Source organism: Brevibacillus sp. HD3.3A, assembly GCF_013284375.2.
Lineage (GTDB): Bacteria > Bacillota > Bacilli > Brevibacillales > Brevibacillaceae > Brevibacillus > Brevibacillus parabrevis.
Window position 1 is genome coordinate 150,889 of the sequence record NZ_CP085874.1, and the last position, 16,612, is coordinate 167,500.

Genomic DNA, 16,612 nt, shown 5'->3' on the forward strand with positions numbered 1-16,612 from the left:
AATATGATAAAATGTGAAAAGTGTCTGTTCGTGAGAGGAGGTAAGGAATGAATCGCTTTTTTCGTAATACCGGGTTCTACCTACTGATTTTTCTTGTCACGGTCGGGATCGTGAATTTCATCCTCTCCGGTACTGATAAGGTTGGGAAACTTACATATCAGGATTTCCGGGTACAGCTGAAGGCTGACAATGTTACAGAGCTATCCATGCGCCCTGAAAATGGCACATACAGGGTAGAGGGTACACTGGCTAAAGCTATTCCGGGACAGGAAAGCAACAAATTTTTTACCAACGTTCCTTTGTACGACTCCGATGTTGTAAAACTTGTGGAGACGAAAATTGATGATCAAAAACTGAAAAAGGTAGAGTTCAATCCAGCGGAGGGCAACAGCATTTGGCTCACGTTCCTGACCTCGATCATTCCTTTTGTCATCATTTTCATCCTGTTTTTCTTCCTTCTGAACAACGCTCAGGGTGGCGGAAGCCGAGTCATGAACTTCGGAAAAAGCCGCGCGAAGCTGTACAACGAAGAGAAGAAGCGCGTTACGTTTGACGATGTAGCGGGTGCAGATGAAGAAAAAGCGGAGCTGGAGGAAGTTGTTGAGTTCCTGAAAGACCCGCGCAAATTTAACGCTGTTGGCGCTCGTATTCCGAAAGGGGTTCTGCTTGTAGGCCCTCCAGGTACGGGTAAAACATTGCTCGCCCGCGCTGTCGCTGGTGAAGCAGGCGTTCCGTTCTTCAGCATTTCCGGTTCTGACTTCGTGGAAATGTTCGTCGGGGTCGGTGCATCCCGCGTGCGTGACCTGTTTGAAAACGCGAAGAAAAATGCTCCGTGCATTATCTTTATCGATGAGATTGACGCCGTAGGTCGCCAGCGTGGTGCTGGACTCGGCGGTGGTCATGACGAGCGCGAGCAAACTCTCAACCAGTTGCTCGTAGAGATGGACGGGTTCGGCGGCAACGAAGGTATCATCATGGTAGCTGCGACCAACCGACCTGACATTCTCGACCCGGCGCTTTTGCGTCCAGGACGTTTTGACCGTCAAATCACAGTGGATCGTCCTGACATCAAGGGCCGTGAAGCGGTGCTCAAGGTTCATGCCCGCAACAAGCCGCTTGGCGAAGACGTGAAGCTCGATGTGATTGCCCGTGGTACTTCGGGCTTCACTGGTGCAGATTTGGAGAACTTGCTGAACGAAGCAGCTCTTCTCACTGCCCGCAAAAACAAAAAGCAAATCAGCATGAAGGAAGTAGACGAAGCCATCGACCGCGTTATTGCTGGTCCGGCGAAAAAGTCTCGCGTAGTCAGCGAAGACGAAAGACGCCTGGTTGCGTTCCACGAAGCTGGTCACACGATTATCGGCTATCATTTGAGAAATGCAGAAATGGTACATAAGGTAACAATCATTCCGCGCGGCCAGGCTGGCGGATACACAGTGATGCTGCCAAAAGAAGACCGTTTCTTTGCAACCAAAAGCGATTTGCTCGACAAAATCGTCGGCCTGCTGGGTGGACGAGTGGCTGAGGAATTGGTGCTCGGGGATATCAGTACCGGGGCGCACAATGACTTCCAGCGTGCGACAGCAATTGCTCGCAGCATGATTACCGAATACGGAATGAGCAAGCTCGGTCCGATGCAATTCGGTAAAAGCCAAGGACAGGTGTTCCTGGGCCGCGATTATGGCAACGAGCGCAACTACTCGGACAAAATCGCGTACGAGATCGATCTTGAAATGCAAAACATCATCAACGAATGCTACGCCAAGTGTACAGAACTGCTGACCAAGCACCGCGATCAGCTGGATCTGATTGCTAACACATTGCTGCGCGTAGAGACACTTGATGCTGAGCAGATCAAGCAATTGATCGAAACGGGAAAAATGGACAACGATCCGGCTAATCAGGAAAACAATGATGTGGTCGTGAACATTCAACCAAAACAAGAAGAAACAAACGAAGAACCGAAACAATAAGAGGCGCCTCAGGTGCCTCTTTTCTTCATAAAGGGACAAGGGGCATTTGTCTAGCCCAACAAACCGAATCAGTGGAGGAGGAGAAATGATGCTACTTACACCGGGGATGGCAGCATTTGATATGGATGGTACATTGTTGAATGAGGCATCACAAATGAGCGAGGGAAACAGGGAAGCACTGTTCAAGCTGCAGGAAAAAGGCTGCAAGCTGGTGCTGTCGACAGGAAGGATGTTTGGTTCCGCACAAATCCCGATTGATTCGTTTCCGTTCGATGGTTACGTGTGTAGCAACGGGGCGGCCCTTTACGAAAAAGACGGCACACTGGTCCGCCGCTACTCCTTGGCAAAAGAACTGGTGATCGGTGCGATTCATGGGCTGAGACAAGAGCCGGTTTACTACGAAATGCACGATACAAACAGCAATCGCTGGATGGTGCAGGAGGATCGGGATCGTCTGGAGGCGATCATCGAGCAGGATGCATCGCTCGAAGGAGTTTCCATGCGGCAGTTCGCCTTTTACAGGCTTGCGCGCGTGGCGCCGCTTGAAGAAATGTTGGCAAAAATCGAGACTGGCGAAGTGGAGATTGTGAAGTTTTTTGTTTGGGACAACAATCAGGAGCGCCTGAAGTGGAGTGCCGATCAGTTTGCCCCATGGCAAGAGCAGATTTCGATTACTTCATCCGGGCAGCACAACATTGAAATCAATTCGCACGGTGTTTCCAAATGGGCAGGGCTGCTGTATTTTTGCGAAGCATGGGGGATAGCACCGGAGAAAGTGATGGCTTTTGGCGATGCGGAAAATGATCGGGAGGCATTGACCGAGGCTGGCTATTCGGTAGCGATGGAAAATGCCTCGTCCAAGATCAAGGAGATCGCCAAATACACCGCACCACATCACAATGAAGATGGTGTCGCCCAATTTATTTGGCAGCACGTCCTCGGTGAGACGCCTTCACGATAATGGACAAATCGAGCCAAAGGCTTTTACACGAAGAAACCGTTCGTCAGTGGACGGTTTTTTTGTTGTTATTGAGAATTGTTATCAATTATAATGAGCGTAGTGATCTGGCAGGGAGAGGTGATTCGCATGAGGCGAAACGAGTTAGTGAATCTATGGAATCATGCTTCCGTAAAAGTCATGGATGTGCGTCATCAAATTGTGCAGCCCACGGATATATTCAGCTATGCCTCTCTTCCTTCCAGTGTGTTCGTCTATGCTGTTCGTGGCCAGGCGGAAGTGCTGCTGGATGAACTCGTGTATTCGGTTAACGGATGCCACGTGATTCACGGCGGAAAGGGACATGCCCTCGAAATCGTTCCCCAGAAAACGGAATTTGAGTTCTACATTCTTTTCTATAAAGCGGTGATTCCTCTGCCGTGCCGTCAGGAAATCAAGAGCCTTTTGGAGACGCGCAACTGGTTTCTGCTGTCGTATGACTTTGTGCCACAGCAGTCGATTGTGCTGCTCGACAAGCTCGAAAAACTCCAGGACATATGGCAACAAGTCACCGATACTGCTGTACAGCCGCTCTACGCCAAAGCTTTGTTCCAGTTGTTTGTAGCCGAATTGCTGGAGCAGATGCATGGGACGGAGGAGGGGGGAGAGAGTGGCGATCTGGTTTGGCAGGCCAAGCAATTCATTCACTCCCATTACAGCGAGCCGATTACGCTGGAAGCCATCGCGCAAAAGCTGCGCTACAGCGTCCCGTATTTGTCCAAGCAATTCAAGCAACAGACAGGCTACAGCCCGATTGATTACTTGATCCGCGTGCGCTTGGACAAGGCAAAAGCTTTGCTGATGCGCACCGAAGCTTCCTTGCAAGCTATTGCCGAAGGAGTCGGGTACAGCGATCTTTCGTACTTTATCCGGGCGTTCAAAAAGCACACGGGAGTAACACCCGGGCAATTCAAGGAGCAAGCGGAAGCGGCACTCTGGGAAGCAGGCTCAGAATATCCTGTGAAAAGGCTAAGATCATCTCTTGTTCAAACCTCGCCCCGCTACTACAATCTGTTTAATAATGAAAATCATTATCGAAAAGGTGAGGGAGAGAGAGTGCAGCTATTCAGAAACGGAACAAAAGGCAAAATGCATAAACTTATGCTGGGGCTTGCCCTGCTTTTGAGCGCATGCTCCGGTACCGGCAATGGAGGGGCAGTCAACAGCAGTCCTCCACAGTCGACCCAGCAGTCAACAGAAGTAGCTACCTCCGCGTCCACTACAGCTAGTCCGCAATCGGCCAAGCAGCAATGGCCGAGAACATATGTCGATGCGACAGGGAAAGAAGTGGTGATTGCCAAACAGCCGCAGCGCGTTGTCGTTACTCATTTCGGCATGATGGAATATTTCTTTGCCCTGGAGACTCCGCCGATCGCTTCTACTTTGGCTGAGCGCATGCTGGGTTCGTTTGAGACGTTGAAGCCTTACGCCAAAACGGCTTCTGTCAAAGACATCGGGGAAGTGACCACGCCGAATCTGGAATTGATGACGGAGCTTGAGCCAGATTTGATCGTCGCCTTTTCCGGTACGCATAACGACGTTTACGAAGATTTGAGCCATATTTCGACCGTTGCCATGATTAACAATACTGAGGAACGGACTTGGGCACAGACGCTTCGTGAATACGCCAAGCTGATTGGCAAAGAGCAATTGGCCGAGGAATACATTACAAAGCTGGAAGCGCTGATGGCTGAAGCGAGAGGCAAGATGGCTGCGAAAAAAGACAAGACCGTGACGTTCCTGCGCGCTTCGGGAGACGGCAACACTTTTTACGTGCTGGACGACAATGACGTGTCCTACGCTTTTGATGACAAATCAGGACTGGGACTCAAACCTCCCGGCCAGTACAAGCTGGAGGGCGATGTTGTGTCGCTGGAAGGCGTGACTGTGCTCGATCCCGATTACATTTTCCTCGTCGATTACTTGGACAACGTCGATACTACGCTCGCCGAGTTGAACAAAAGCAAAGTCTGGAACTCGCTGAAAGCAGTCAAAGCCAAGCACGTATATCCGCTGGATGTCTCAATCAGTACAAAAGGTCCGTTGGCGGTTGAGTATACGACGAAGGAGCTGCTCCGGGTTCTTTCGGAATAGCACCGAGAAATCAATCGCACTGACGGAGAGGAGAGACTCAGATGAGTCAGCCTAGCGTGATCCACGATACGTTTAACGATAGACAGTTGCTGGTTTACTTGCCTGACGGCTATGCGGACAGCGATCAGCACTATCCCGTGATTTATTTGCAAGACAGCGGCGATTTGATTGAGCCAAAAGATAGCGACACGCTGCTGAGAGTGCGAGAGCTGACGGCGCAGGGCGAGTTGCCAGGCTTCATTTTCGTCGGAGTGGCTTCTTTTGATCGCAACGACGAATACACGCCGTTTGTTTCACCAAACGTGTTTGAGCCAGGCAAAATGTTTGGAGGCAACGCCTCTGTCTACGCTCAGTTTCTCGCGCACGAGCTGAAGCCGTATATCGACGGTCGATATCGTACGTTGCCGGAAAAAGAACATACGGGAATCATGGGCTTTTCTCTGGGAGGACTGATTTCGGTCTACACCGCCTTATCCTACCCCGATATTTTCGGGCGGATCGGGAGCTTTTCCGGATCGTTTTGGTTCCCGGGCATTATCGAGTGGCTGGAGCAACTGACGATTGAGGGTACTGGCCAGCGCCTGTACATGAACCTGGGCCACGCCGAAGGGGCCACCCGTACGAATGGACAGCAATGGATGGTGCCAAACAGCAAAAAGGTGTACGAACATTTGTTGCAAAACGGTTTTACAGAGAGCACCGTGCGACAGGTGATTTACGAGAGCGAGTTTCACTCGTTTGACCTGGGAGTGCAATATGTTCCAGACGCCCTGCAATGGTTGTTTCGGGCAAAATAAACAAGAGCGACAAGAACGAGGCTCATATCCTTTTCGGGTATGAGCCTTTTGTTTCCGTGTCTTTCGCGAAAAGGCAAGGATCGGCAAATCATGTAACAACGCTTACATTGACAAGACCAAGTAATCAGCTTACAATGACCGTAAATTATGACACCACCGTAGGGGGATTTTTTCCATGGACGCTTTAGCGTTAGAAAAAAAAGCCCAGCGCAACGCTGAGTTACGTGAACGACTGATGCAGTTGAAGAAAGAACGGAACGCCATCATTCTTGCCCACTTTTACCAACGCCCCGAGATTCAGGAAGTAGCGGACTTCATTGGCGACTCTTTTGGTCTGGCGCAAAAAGCGAAAGAAACCGATGCAGATGTGATTTTGTTCTGCGGAGTTCACTTCATGGGAGAAAGTGCAAAAATTCTCAATCCCCAAAAGACGGTAATCATCCCTGATGAACGTGCAGGCTGTCCGATGGCGGACATGGTGAACGTGGAAGGGCTGCGCAAGTTGAAAGCACAGCATCCGAACGCAAAAGTAGTGGCGTATATCAACACATCTGCCGACGTCAAGGCAGAGACTTACATCTGCTGTACGTCGTCCAACGCCAAGCGGGTGATCGAATCGGTGGACAGCGAGGAGATCATTTGGGTGCCGGACAAAAATCTGGGCCACTACGTATCCCAGTTCACAGACAAAAAAATGATCATCTGGGAAGGCTACTGCAACACGCATGACCAGTTGTCCGTAGAAGACATCATGACGTTGAAGCAGCAGCATCCGGAGGCAGTGGTTGTCGTCCATCCAGAATGTCGCCCAGAGGTCGTTTCTTTGGCTGACTACGTAGGTTCGACTACGGGAATCCTCAAATACTGCCGCGAATCGTCCCACAAGGAGTTCATTATCGGGACCGAGGACGGCACGCGCTACATGCTGGAAAAGGACAGCCCGGACAAAACGTTTATTTTCGCCTCCAAATACCTCGTTTGCCCGAATATGAAGGTAAACAACCTGAAAAAATGCGTCGAAGCGCTGGAAACGATGAAACCGGAAATTTATGTGCCAAAAGATGTTGCCGACGCAGCGCGCGCGTCTTTGGAGCGCATGCTGGAAGTAGCTCCGGCGTAATGGCAAACAATAAAAGGGAACAGAGCTGGTCATGAGCTTTGTTCCCTTTGTTTTTTCCAAGTGTAATTAGATGGTGCCAGGCTTAGGACTGTGCGAGGGGCTGGATGTCTTTTCGACGGTAAACGTCCAGGGCCATCCCCAGCAAAACCATGTTCAAAATGAGGTGAGCATTCCCGTGACTGATCAGCGGCAAACTGATCGGTGCTGGCGGCAGCAGGCCCGTTGTCATAAACATGCTCCAGAAGTAGGGGAGGAAGATGAGTACGGCAATCCCGGTCAACAACAGAGAGCCGTATGTATCTTTTACCCGATTGATGGCACGTATCCAGCGGCTGACCAATAAAAGGCCGATGGCGAACAGCGCTGCACCTGTCATTAGACCAAAGCTGTAGATCATGTAGGCAAAAACAAAATCAGTTTCAGGAAGCGGCACAGTTTCAAGTTGCGAACCAAAGCCTTGTCCCCATAACCCGGCTGAACGAACGGCAGCCATGAGCTGAATGGCGAGATAACCGCTTCCGTTCGGGTCGCTATAAGGGTTAAGATACGCACTCCACCGTTCCAGCATATAACGGTTGCCGAACAGGTAGAAGCAGCTGCCGATGCTTGCTCCTGCCAAGCCGATTACGGTCAAGAACGTAGCCCGTCTGACTGGTGAAACCAGCAAAAGAAAGAGCAGAGAAACCACAAACAAGATGACAGCAAAGGTCTGGTGCGAAGATGCCAGAAGCAAGCAGGGGGAAGGAAATAAGCAAGTACCCGCAAAGTGACGAAGCGTTCCTTCCAGCTCCATTGGGCGAAGATGCCCGCCAGTGCGATCGTGAACAAAAAGACGCTCAGCTCGATGAAATTGACGATAGTTGATCCAATTTCGAGAAAAGGCGTGCCGTTTATCGGTTTGCCAGTGCGCAGCGTGAACAGCAAGAGAATGAACGTAGCAAAATAAAGGTAGCGGCTGTACTTTTTCAGCTTGCTGTAATCGGAAAAAAGCACAAGCAAAAAGAGGGCGCTGCCAATCAGCATGCCGATCCATTTTTGCTCGACCAGTTTTTCGTTGCCCATGGCTGTTTGCAGCGAGAACATGGTGAGCAGCCCGACGCCGAGCAGAACGGCAACCATCGCCACAATGCTCCATTCCATACGCGGTTTGTGGGTTTCGTGCAGCTGGCGTCCGATTGAGACGGGATCACCCATCTCGGCAATAGCTTGGGCGGTGGCAGCTTCTTTGGTGTGTCCAGCGTCGCGGTAATCCGCTATCTTTTCGGCAAAATGACCCTCCAGCTCCAACCGGATTGCGGGATGAACCTCTTTGCTGGCTATTTGCTTGCAGACTTCATCTATGTAACGGGCGATTTTGTCTGGTTGACTCACGTCGGCTCACCGCCCAACACTCCGTCTACTGCGGTGCGAAAAGAGATCCACTCCTGTTTCTTGTCTTTGAGATGCCGCTTGCCTTCGGGCGTGATTTGATAATATTTGCGTTTCCGCTCGCCCTCACCTTCGCTCCAAAACGCCTCGACCTTCCCCTCCGACTCCAGGGTGTGCAGGATCGGATAAAGCGTGCCTTCCTTCAACGTCAGCACCCCATTCGAGCTTTTTTCCATCGCCTTGATCATTTCGTAGCCATACATCGGCTTTTGTTCGAGCAAGGTGAGAACCAGGATGACCGTGCTGCCTTTCATCAATTCCTTGCTGATCGCCATAGGAATCTCCTTTTGTATCGAATATAGATGCATCGAATATCTAGGTATAATTGTAATCACATTTCCTGTCTTTTACAACAAAAAAAGCTTCCAGTTTTAAGGAAGCTTTGTCAGGAATAGAAAAAGGCTGGATTTCAGGAGGGCATAGGGGTGGGCGTCGGTTTTCCGTAGCCTTCTTTGTAGTTGTTGTCGATGTACTCGCGGATTTCTTTTGTCGATTTGCCAGCCTGTTTCAGCTTGGACGAAATCACGGCAATCTCCATGCAGACACCGCAGCGCGTGCCATGGTCATCCCAGACGATCGAGCCGTCCGACTTTTCCTCTTTGATAAAGCAGTTGCCGTTGTGCATGTGTCCAGCGCTTTCGCCGCAACCGCAATAGCAAGGGATCGATTTGAGCAGCTCGCGGTTTGCCCCTGCGATTTTGTACGATTCGATGATGACGGGGTCCTGATTATCGAGAAACTTCGGCAGCTGATCAACAGAAGCTGTCAGTTCTTGCAGGTCGCCGTTAGGAGCGTGATTTGCGTGATTCGCGTGATCCTGACCAGCTTGATCAGTTGCGCCACAACCAGTGAGCAGGGCTGCGGCAAAAATGCTTATGGCCAACCATGATTGACGTTTCATTTTGGACATACCTCCCGCCTTATATCTTATCATAACGACATGGAGAAATTGTGTAGCTGCGATCGGCGATGCAAACATATGACAATTAAATCGTAATAAATCCTATTTACTTTTTGGGTCACTGTCCGTATAATGAAAAACGATCAAGCAACTAAATCGGAATCATTTTGAATTGGGTAGGAGGAACATAGAGATGAAAAAGAGCCTGTTGGCGATCCTGAGCCTCGTTACGGCTGTCAGTATTGCCGGATGCGGTGCAGCTGAGCAGACGACAAGCACCCCTCAATCCGGGGGCGATGCCAAGCCGAAAGTATATACAACCATATATCCATTGGAATACGTAGCCAAACGCATCGGGGGAGAGCATGTAGAAGTGACCAACATGATCCCCTTGGGCGTAGAACCACACGACTACGAGCCGACTGCCAAAGACATGGTAGCATTGGCGAACGCAGACGTTTTCGCCTACAACGGCAGCGGTTTGGAGCTGTGGGTGGATAAAGCCGTCAGCAACCTCGACAAAAACAAGACAGTGATCGTAAACGCGTCGGAAGGACTCGATTTGCTGAAAGCCTCCGAGGATGAACACGAGCATGAGGGAGAAGCTGCGACCGAAGAGCATGCAAAAGAGGAGCACGACCATGACCACGGGGAATTTGACCCGCACGTATGGCTGGACCCGATGAAGCTGAAGGCACAGGCGGAAAAAGTGAAAAATACGCTGGCGCAAAAAGATCAGGCGCATGCTGCCGATTTTGAAAAGAACTTTGCGCAGCTGGCTGCTGATTTGGATAAGCTGGATCAAGATTTTAACACAATGGTTTCAGCGGCTCCCAAAAAGGAATTTATGACTTCGCATAGCGCCTTTTCCTATTTGGCGAAACGATATGGTCTGGAACAGGTGGCGATTTCCGGATTGAACCCGGCCGACGAACCATCTCCGGGCGAGCTGAAAAGCTTGGTCGAGCATGTGAAGGAGCACAACATTTCCTACGTCATGTTTGAAACGCTTGTCTCTCCCAAAGTGGCGGAAGTGATTGCGAAGGAAGCGGGCGTGAAGACAGCTACGCTCAATCCGCTTGAAGGTTTGACAGAGGACGATGTGAAGGCAGGCCGTGATTATTTGTCCATCATGCGTGACAATATGGAAACATTGAAAGTAGCATTGAACTAACGATCAAGAAAATGTCGCTGAAACTGGCGGCATTTTTCTTTGTATCGGGCCAACCCAAGATTTCTGCTCCATAGGAGGCTTGTAGTTCGGGCAAAATCGTAGTAGGATGAAAGGTAACAAATCAGAACAAATCCGATTTAAAGGATGATCATATCATGGAACCAACAACACAAGGAGTGCCTGTGGTAAAGCTGTCAGGTGTCTCCTTTCAATATGACGACAAAGTGGTTCTGGATGGAGTGGAGTTTTCGCTTGAGCGCGGCGAATTTGTCGGGATTGTCGGGCCGAATGGATCGGGGAAATCAACGCTGATGAAGCTGATCCTCGGTCTTTTGCCCCCGAGCAAAGGGAAGGTCGAGCTGTTCGGACAGCCTTTGTCCAAGTTCCGCGAATGGAACCGGATCGGCTACGTGGCGCAGCAAGTGGCTCACGGTGCGGGCGGGTTTCCCGCGACAGTCCAGGAAGTCGTTGCTTCTGGTCTCGTGGGAAAAGTTGGCCTTTTCCGCAGACTGAATGCCAAGCATCATGAAAGCGTACGGGCTGCTGTTGAGCGGGTAGGTTTGACGGATAAGCTGAACCAGCGGATCGGAAGTTTGTCTGGCGGCCAATTGCAGCGCGTGTTTATTGCGCGGGCGCTTGTCGCTGAGCCGGAGCTGTTGATTCTCGACGAGCCGACTGTCGGCGTCGATCAGGAATCGATCGAGCAGTTTTACAGCTTGTTGCGTTCTCTAAAGGAAGAGAATGGCCTGACGATGATGATCGTGAGCCACGACGTCGGAGTGATGTCGCAATGGGTAACGAAAGTAGCTTGCGTGCAAAAGAAAATCCATTTTCACGGAACCGCTCACGAGTTTGAGCACAATCAGGAAAAAATTATGCAAAGCATGTATGGTGATTCCGTCCGGCTCTTGTCCCATCACCATTAACCGTTGCAAACGAGATAATGACGAAGGAGTATGAACATGCTGGCTGATTGGTGGCAGTATGATTTTTTGCGGTATACCCTGTTTTCGGGGATTTTGATTGGCCTGATTTGTCCCTTGCTCGGGACGTTTCTCATCGTTCGCCGCTTGTCGATGATGGCCGATGGTCTGTCTCACGTCACACTGTCCGGTGTGGCTGCCGGGATGCTGGTGTCCAAAAAGATTGCGTTTTTCTCGGCTGTGAACCCGTTGTTTTTCGGGATGCTTTTCGCGGTGATCGGTTCTTTGTTCATTGAGCGCTTGCGCAAGGTGTACAAAGCGTATCAAGATTTGGCGATTCCGATCATTTTGTCGACAGGACTTGGACTGTTTACCGTTTTGATCAGTGTCGCTGACGGATTTAACGCCGACCTGTACTCGTATTTGTTCGGGAAAATCGTCACGGTATCGATTGAAGATTTGTACGCGCTCGTTGGCGTGGCGGTAGTCGTGCTTGGCACGGTTTTTCTGATCTACAAGGAACTGTTCGCCGTGTCTTTCGATGAAGAATTTGCCCGGGTGTCCGGTGTCGCGCGCAGATCGATCAACCTGTGGTTCATGGTTCTCGTAGCGCTTACGATTGCCGCTTCCATGCGCATTGTCGGCGTGCTCCTGATTTCCGCGCTGATTACGCTGCCTGTTGCGGCGAGCCTGCAAATTGCCCGGAGCTTTCGCCAGACGATCTTTTTCTCGATTCTGTTCGCGGAAATATCCGTGCTGAGCGGATTGTATTTTGCCTATCTCTTTGACTGGGCATCTGGTGGTACAATTGTGTTGATGGCTGTTTTGATTATGCTCATTGTTTTGGGTGTGAAAAAGCTGCGTGCGATCATGCGATAAAGTCATCTGGTTAAGACAAAAGGAAGGAGTGTTTGTCGATGAAGGTGGAAGAAGCCCTGCAAATTTTAAAGGAGCACGGGTACAAATATACCGGCAAGCGGGAGGAGATGATCCGCATCTGCGCTGCCGAGAAGCGCTACTTGTCTGCCAAAGATATTATGGAGCGAATTAAGGAGCAGTATCCGACTCTCAGCTTCGATACTGTTTATCGCAATATCTCCACTTTTGTTGAACTGGGGATTTTGGAAGAGACGGAGCTGGAGGGAGAAGGGCGTTTTCGCCTGGCTTGCTCGGCAGACGGTCACCACCATCACCATGTAATCTGTACGGAGTGTGGGAAAACTTCTTCCTTGCCAGGCTGTCCGATGAACGTCATGGCTTCTGTGCCAGAGGATTTTCAGGTAACCGGACACAAGTTTGAGGTGTACGGAACCTGCAAGGAATGCGTCGCCCAATCGAACTAAACGAGTGACTTGCCAAGAGTGTTCGCAAAAAGCGGATGCTCTTTTTTATTGCAATTGGAACTTTTCCAATGTGGTTTTCTTCTGGTAGGTATTTGCTATAATGGGTGGGAAATCATCAGTTACGGAGAGAAGGGACACAGCCATGATTCCCCGTTATATCGCGGATTTTGATTTGCAGGCATTGCCTCGAATGAAAACAGATGTAGCTGTTGTTGGAGCAGGGATAGCCGGGTTGTACACGGCGTTGCAAACGAGTGAGTATGCGGATGTAGTTCTGATCAGCAAAAAAGGGCTGGATGACAGCAATACCCGCTGGGCGCAAGGAGGGATTGCCGCCGTTACGGCCAAATCGGATTCTCCTGCCTTGCATCGTCAAGACACGTTGATCGCCGGAGCGGGACTTTGCTCGTACGATGCGGTGGAAGTGCTTGTGCATGAAGGCCCTGATCGCTTGAAGGAACTGATTGCTTACGGAACGGAATTTGACCGCGATGCAGAAGGGCAGTATGAGCTGACGCAGGAAGGCGCGCATAGCAAGCGACGCATTTTGCATGCGAATGGCGATGCAACAGGAGCCGAGATTGTGCGTGCCTTGTCCAAACGGGTCATGGAGCAAGAGAACATTCATGTGTTGGAGCAGCATTTTGCGATTGATGCGCTTACGCAGGATGGCGAGTGCGTCGGGATGATCGTGCAAAAGCCGGACGGGGAGTTGTTTTTCCTCGAGGCAAAAGCGACCGTGCTGGCGACTGGCGGAGCGGGACAACTATATCGCTACACCACCAATCCGGAGATTGCCACTGCGGATGGGATCGGCATCGCGTATCGGGCTGGCGCGCGGATCAAAGACGTGGAGTTTATCCAGTTCCACCCGACCGCGTTGTACTATCCAGGAGCACCCCGTTTCCTCATATCGGAGGCGGTAAGGGGAGAAGGGGCCATTTTGCGCAACACCAATGGCGACCGCTTCATGGACAAGTACCACCCGCAAAAAGAACTCGCGCCGCGTGACATTGTAGCGCGGGCGATTGTGGCCGAGATGGAGCAGACCAAGTCTTCGTTTGTCTATCTCGATATCACCCACGAGTCTGAGGAACTGATCAAGCATCGCTTCCCGACCATCTACAACTTTTGCCTGCAATACGGCTTGAACATGGTAACGGACTGGATTCCGGTCGCCCCTGCGTGCCACTACATCATGGGCGGAGTCCAGACGGATTTGAACGGCGAGACGACCACCAGCCGCCTGTTTGCCTGCGGCGAAGCTTCTTGCACAGGCGTACATGGGGCGAACAGACTGGCGAGCAATTCCTTGTCGGAAGCGGTCGTCTTCGGACATCGGATCGCGCAGCGAATCAAGGAGTTGACTGAGCTGCCAGCGATTCAGCCGATTCGCGTCGTCTCCAAATATCGGCAAACGCGCACGTTCAATACACGTGAACAAAGACTGAAGCTGCAAAAGCTGATGCTGAGACACGTCAGCGTCAAGCGCGACGAGAAAGGTTTGAAAAAGGCGCTGGCCGAACTGGAACGGATGGAACAGTTTTACCAGTATATCGCGCAAGATCGGGAAGCCTTTGAATTTTTAAACTTGCTGAATGCAGCGGTATTGACGACAAGAGCTTCGCTGCTTAGGGAAGAGAGCCGTGGCGGGCACTATCGCACAGATTTTCCGAATAAAGATGACTTGCTGTGGCGCAAGCATCTCATCCAGACGTTCGAGAACGCCATTCAAGAGGAGTGTGGACAAAACGATGTGGAATAAACGGGAGCTTCAACGCAAAATCGAAGAATGGCTGCACGAAGATGTGGGCTTTGGCGACGTGACAACCATGAGCACGATTCCGGATTCCGAGCAAGGGATCGGGATTTTGTACGCGAAGGAAGCAGGTGTGGTAGCAGGCTTGCCGATTGCCGAGCAAGTTTTCGCGACGGTCGATCCTGAGCTTGTTTTCACGGCAAAAGTAGCGGAAGGGCAGCGGGTCGAAGTCGGTCAGGAGCTGGCAGCAGTCAGTGGTTCTGTGCGTTCGATTTTGAGCGGTGAACGGCTTGCGCTCAACTTGATGCAGCGTCTGTCCGGCATTGCGACCAAGACAAGCGAGTATGTAGCGGCAGTAGCGGGCACAAAAGCACGGGTAGTAGATACGCGCAAGACGACTCCGGGGCTGCGTTTCCTGGAAAAGTACGCCGTTCGTGTCGGGGGCGGCCATAACCACCGCTTTGCCCTGTACGATGCCGTGATGATCAAAGACAATCACATCAAGGGAGCGGGCGGAATTGCCCAGGCAGTTGCCTCGGCTCGCGCCGCTATTCCTCATACCATGACCGTAGAGGTGGAGGCCGAATCGCTTGAGCAGGTGCGCGAGGCGCTCGACGCAGGCGCAGATATTATCATGCTGGACAATATGTCTCTGGAAGCAATGGCTGAAGCGGTAGCTCTGATTGATGGACGAGCGGTGGTAGAGGCTTCTGGCGGGGTAAACCTGGACACGATCGGAAATATTGCCAAAACGGGCGTTGATGTCATTTCTGTTGGAGCGTTGACCCACTCCGTTGCGGCGTTTGATATCAGCCTGGATTTGAATACGCGCAAACGGTAAGGAGCGACCTGTATGCTACTGGTGATCGACATAGGCAACTCCAATATCGTCCTTGGTCTGTATGAGGGCGAGGTGCTGCGCCATCATTGGCGGATCGCGACCGACCGCAACAAGACGGAAGACGAATACGGAATGCTTGTGAAAAGTTTGTTTGGCAGCGCAGGGCTTGTGCTTGAGCAGGTCAGCGGAGTGATTCTCTCCTCGGTTGTCCCGCCTTTGAATACGGCGATTGAACGCATGTGCGGCAAATACTTGCGTCAAAAAGCGCTCATCGTCGGCCCGGGAGTCAAAACCGGGCTGAATATCAAGTACGAGTATCCGCGAGAAGTAGGCTCGGACCGGATTGTCAATGCAGTGGCGGCGATTCATGAATACGGGGCGCCTTTGATCATTGTTGATTTTGGAACGGCTACGACTTTTTGTTACGTGGATGAGCGGGGCCAATATTGGGGCGGAGCGATTGCGCCGGGCATCGGAATTTCCACGGAGGCGTTGTTTAGTCGGGCTGCAAAATTGCCGCGCATAGAGATCGCCAAACCGGGGAGCGTAGTCGGCAGAAATACGATCGCAGCCATGCAAGCAGGCATTTATTACGGCTTTGTGGGGCAGGTCGAGGGAATCGTTCGTCGAATCAAAGCCGAGTACCAGACCGAGCCGACTGTCGTCGCAACAGGTGGGATGGCTTCTTTGGTAGCAGATGAGACATCGTGCATTCAGGTCGTCGATCCTTATTTGACGTTAAAAGGGTTGCGACTGGTTTACGAGCGGAATCAGTAAAAAAACAGCCGTGGCAGTTGATGCTGCGGCTGTTTTTGCTATATTTTTTTGCAGTAAAACACTTCCGGATCAGCAGGATCAAGGTGCTGGATAGTTCCGCTGTAGGCATACCCAAGCTTTTGGCAAAGGCGTTGCATTTTCTTATTGGAAAGGTTAGTGGAAGTGAACAGCTTATCGGTGGGACATAGCTTTTCCAGGTACAGCATTAGCTCTTTTCCGATTCCTTGATGCTGATGCCGAGGATGTACGATGACAAGGTGAATAAAGCTTTGCTGAAAAAAAGATTGATTCATGACGGCAAAGCCTGCGATGTCCATGTCGAGGGAAGCAACATGGCAATGACCGGCTGCAATAGCCGTTTGCAGCTCATGTGCTCGGCTGGTTGAGCCTAGAACGAGGGCGTCTATTCTACATACAGCAGGAAGATCGTGCAGCGTGGCTTGTCGAAGCAATACCACAGGGGTTCACTCCTTTTCTCATTTGGA

At 51.1% G+C, this 16,612-nt stretch carries 17 protein-coding genes; 12 read left to right on the forward strand and 5 right to left on the reverse strand.

Annotated features, from left to right (window positions below):
- The first annotated feature begins 47 nt into the window (after positions 1–47).
- From ftsH to nadA, 5 genes are all read left to right on the forward strand, one after another.
- Positions 48–1,973 (forward strand): ATP-dependent zinc metalloprotease FtsH, encoded by a 1,926-nt coding sequence (gene ftsH / locus HP435_RS00870; protein WP_122966014.1) that lies wholly within the window; start codon positions 48–50, stop codon positions 1,971–1,973.
- 88 nt (positions 1,974–2,061) lie between these two features.
- Positions 2,062–2,934, forward strand: a complete 873-nt coding sequence (locus HP435_RS00875; protein WP_173599738.1) for an HAD family hydrolase — start codon at positions 2,062–2,064, stop codon at positions 2,932–2,934.
- 126 nt (positions 2,935–3,060) lie between these two features.
- Positions 3,061–5,064 (forward strand): AraC family transcriptional regulator, encoded by a 2,004-nt coding sequence (locus HP435_RS00880; RefSeq protein WP_229049788.1) that lies wholly within the window; start codon positions 3,061–3,063, stop codon positions 5,062–5,064.
- Between the two features lie 41 nt (positions 5,065–5,105).
- Entirely contained in the window at positions 5,106–5,861 is a 756-nt protein-coding gene (locus HP435_RS00885; RefSeq protein WP_173598021.1) for an alpha/beta hydrolase, read from the forward strand.
- Between the two features lie 175 nt (positions 5,862–6,036).
- Complete coding sequence (nadA, locus tag HP435_RS00890; protein ID WP_063230349.1) at positions 6,037–6,981, forward strand: quinolinate synthase NadA; 945 nt, start codon at positions 6,037–6,039, stop codon at positions 6,979–6,981.
- An 82-nt stretch (positions 6,982–7,063) separates the two neighbouring features.
- Here the strand turns inward: nadA and HP435_RS00895 are convergent, their stop codons facing one another.
- The 4 genes from HP435_RS00895 to HP435_RS00910 form a co-directional block, all read right to left on the reverse strand.
- Positions 7,064–7,669 (reverse strand): FtsW/RodA/SpoVE family cell cycle protein, encoded by a 606-nt coding sequence (locus HP435_RS00895; protein WP_229049789.1) that lies wholly within the window; start codon positions 7,667–7,669, stop codon positions 7,064–7,066.
- The gene (locus HP435_RS00900) at positions 7,612–8,352 is read right to left on the reverse strand and encodes a permease prefix domain 1-containing protein (RefSeq protein ID WP_173599741.1); all 741 of its coding nucleotides are present in this window, start codon (positions 8,350–8,352) and stop codon (positions 7,612–7,614) included. The genes HP435_RS00895 and HP435_RS00900 overlap by 58 nt, the downstream gene beginning before the upstream one ends.
- Positions 8,349–8,684: a PadR family transcriptional regulator gene (locus HP435_RS00905; RefSeq protein WP_173599742.1), complete on the reverse strand. Its 336-nt coding sequence runs from the start codon at positions 8,682–8,684 to the stop codon at positions 8,349–8,351. The genes HP435_RS00900 and HP435_RS00905 overlap by 4 nt, the downstream gene beginning before the upstream one ends.
- Positions 8,685–8,818: 134 nt before the next feature.
- A complete protein-coding gene (locus HP435_RS00910; protein WP_063230353.1) occupies positions 8,819–9,310 on the reverse strand; it encodes a PCYCGC domain-containing protein in 492 nt (163 codons plus the stop codon).
- A gap of 193 nt (positions 9,311–9,503) precedes the next feature.
- Here HP435_RS00910 and HP435_RS00915 point away from each other — a divergent pair, with 193 nt between their 5' ends.
- The 7 genes from HP435_RS00915 to HP435_RS00945 all read left to right on the forward strand — a co-directional run bounded on the left by HP435_RS00915 (position 9,504) and on the right by HP435_RS00945 (position 16,127).
- Positions 9,504–10,484, forward strand: a complete 981-nt coding sequence (locus HP435_RS00915; protein WP_122966007.1) for a metal ABC transporter substrate-binding protein — start codon at positions 9,504–9,506, stop codon at positions 10,482–10,484.
- Positions 10,485–10,639: 155 nt separating this feature from the next.
- Positions 10,640–11,410, forward strand: coding sequence for a metal ABC transporter ATP-binding protein (locus HP435_RS00920; protein WP_122966006.1), 771 nt, complete (start codon positions 10,640–10,642; stop codon positions 11,408–11,410).
- 36 nt (positions 11,411–11,446) lie between these two features.
- Positions 11,447–12,286: a metal ABC transporter permease gene (locus HP435_RS00925; protein ID WP_122966005.1), complete on the forward strand. Its 840-nt coding sequence runs from the start codon at positions 11,447–11,449 to the stop codon at positions 12,284–12,286.
- A gap of 38 nt (positions 12,287–12,324) precedes the next feature.
- Positions 12,325–12,750, forward strand: coding sequence for a Fur family transcriptional regulator (locus tag HP435_RS00930; protein WP_063230357.1), 426 nt, complete (start codon positions 12,325–12,327; stop codon positions 12,748–12,750).
- A gap of 142 nt (positions 12,751–12,892) precedes the next feature.
- Positions 12,893–14,515: an L-aspartate oxidase gene (gene nadB, locus HP435_RS00935; RefSeq protein ID WP_173599743.1), complete on the forward strand. Its 1,623-nt coding sequence runs from the start codon at positions 12,893–12,895 to the stop codon at positions 14,513–14,515.
- Complete coding sequence (nadC, locus tag HP435_RS00940) at positions 14,505–15,350, forward strand: carboxylating nicotinate-nucleotide diphosphorylase (protein WP_122966003.1); 846 nt, start codon at positions 14,505–14,507, stop codon at positions 15,348–15,350. The genes nadB and nadC overlap by 11 nt, the downstream gene beginning before the upstream one ends.
- A gap of 12 nt (positions 15,351–15,362) precedes the next feature.
- Complete coding sequence (locus HP435_RS00945) at positions 15,363–16,127, forward strand: type III pantothenate kinase (RefSeq protein WP_122966002.1); 765 nt, start codon at positions 15,363–15,365, stop codon at positions 16,125–16,127.
- A 38-nt stretch (positions 16,128–16,165) separates the two neighbouring features.
- Here the strand turns inward: HP435_RS00945 and HP435_RS00950 are convergent, their stop codons facing one another.
- Positions 16,166–16,585 (reverse strand): GNAT family N-acetyltransferase, encoded by a 420-nt coding sequence (locus HP435_RS00950; protein ID WP_122966001.1) that lies wholly within the window; start codon positions 16,583–16,585, stop codon positions 16,166–16,168.
- Positions 16,586–16,612 lie beyond the last annotated feature (27 nt).

Excerpts from the sequence above, each read along its gene's own strand:
- ftsH (WP_122966014.1), top strand. The coding sequence starts at position 48 with ATGAATCGCTTTTTTCGTAATACCGGGTTCTACCTACTGATTTTTCTT.
- HP435_RS00875 (WP_173599738.1), top strand. The coding sequence starts at position 2,062 with ATGCTACTTACACCGGGGATGGCAGCATTTGATATGGATGGTACATTG.
- HP435_RS00880 (WP_229049788.1), top strand. The coding sequence starts at position 3,061 with ATGAGGCGAAACGAGTTAGTGAATCTATGGAATCATGCTTCCGTAAAA.
- HP435_RS00885 (WP_173598021.1), top strand. The coding sequence starts at position 5,106 with ATGAGTCAGCCTAGCGTGATCCACGATACGTTTAACGATAGACAGTTG.
- nadA (WP_063230349.1), top strand. The coding sequence starts at position 6,037 with ATGGACGCTTTAGCGTTAGAAAAAAAAGCCCAGCGCAACGCTGAGTTA.
- HP435_RS00905 (WP_173599742.1), bottom strand. The coding sequence starts at position 8,684 with ATGGCGATCAGCAAGGAATTGATGAAAGGCAGCACGGTCATCCTGGTT.
- HP435_RS00910 (WP_063230353.1), bottom strand. The coding sequence starts at position 9,310 with ATGAAACGTCAATCATGGTTGGCCATAAGCATTTTTGCCGCAGCCCTG.
- HP435_RS00915 (WP_122966007.1), top strand. The coding sequence starts at position 9,504 with ATGAAAAAGAGCCTGTTGGCGATCCTGAGCCTCGTTACGGCTGTCAGT.
- HP435_RS00920 (WP_122966006.1), top strand. The coding sequence starts at position 10,640 with ATGGAACCAACAACACAAGGAGTGCCTGTGGTAAAGCTGTCAGGTGTC.
- HP435_RS00925 (WP_122966005.1), top strand. The coding sequence starts at position 11,447 with ATGCTGGCTGATTGGTGGCAGTATGATTTTTTGCGGTATACCCTGTTT.
- HP435_RS00930 (WP_063230357.1), top strand. The coding sequence starts at position 12,325 with ATGAAGGTGGAAGAAGCCCTGCAAATTTTAAAGGAGCACGGGTACAAA.
- nadB (WP_173599743.1), top strand. The coding sequence starts at position 12,893 with ATGATTCCCCGTTATATCGCGGATTTTGATTTGCAGGCATTGCCTCGA.
- nadC (WP_122966003.1), top strand. The coding sequence starts at position 14,505 with ATGTGGAATAAACGGGAGCTTCAACGCAAAATCGAAGAATGGCTGCAC.
- HP435_RS00945 (WP_122966002.1), top strand. The coding sequence starts at position 15,363 with ATGCTACTGGTGATCGACATAGGCAACTCCAATATCGTCCTTGGTCTG.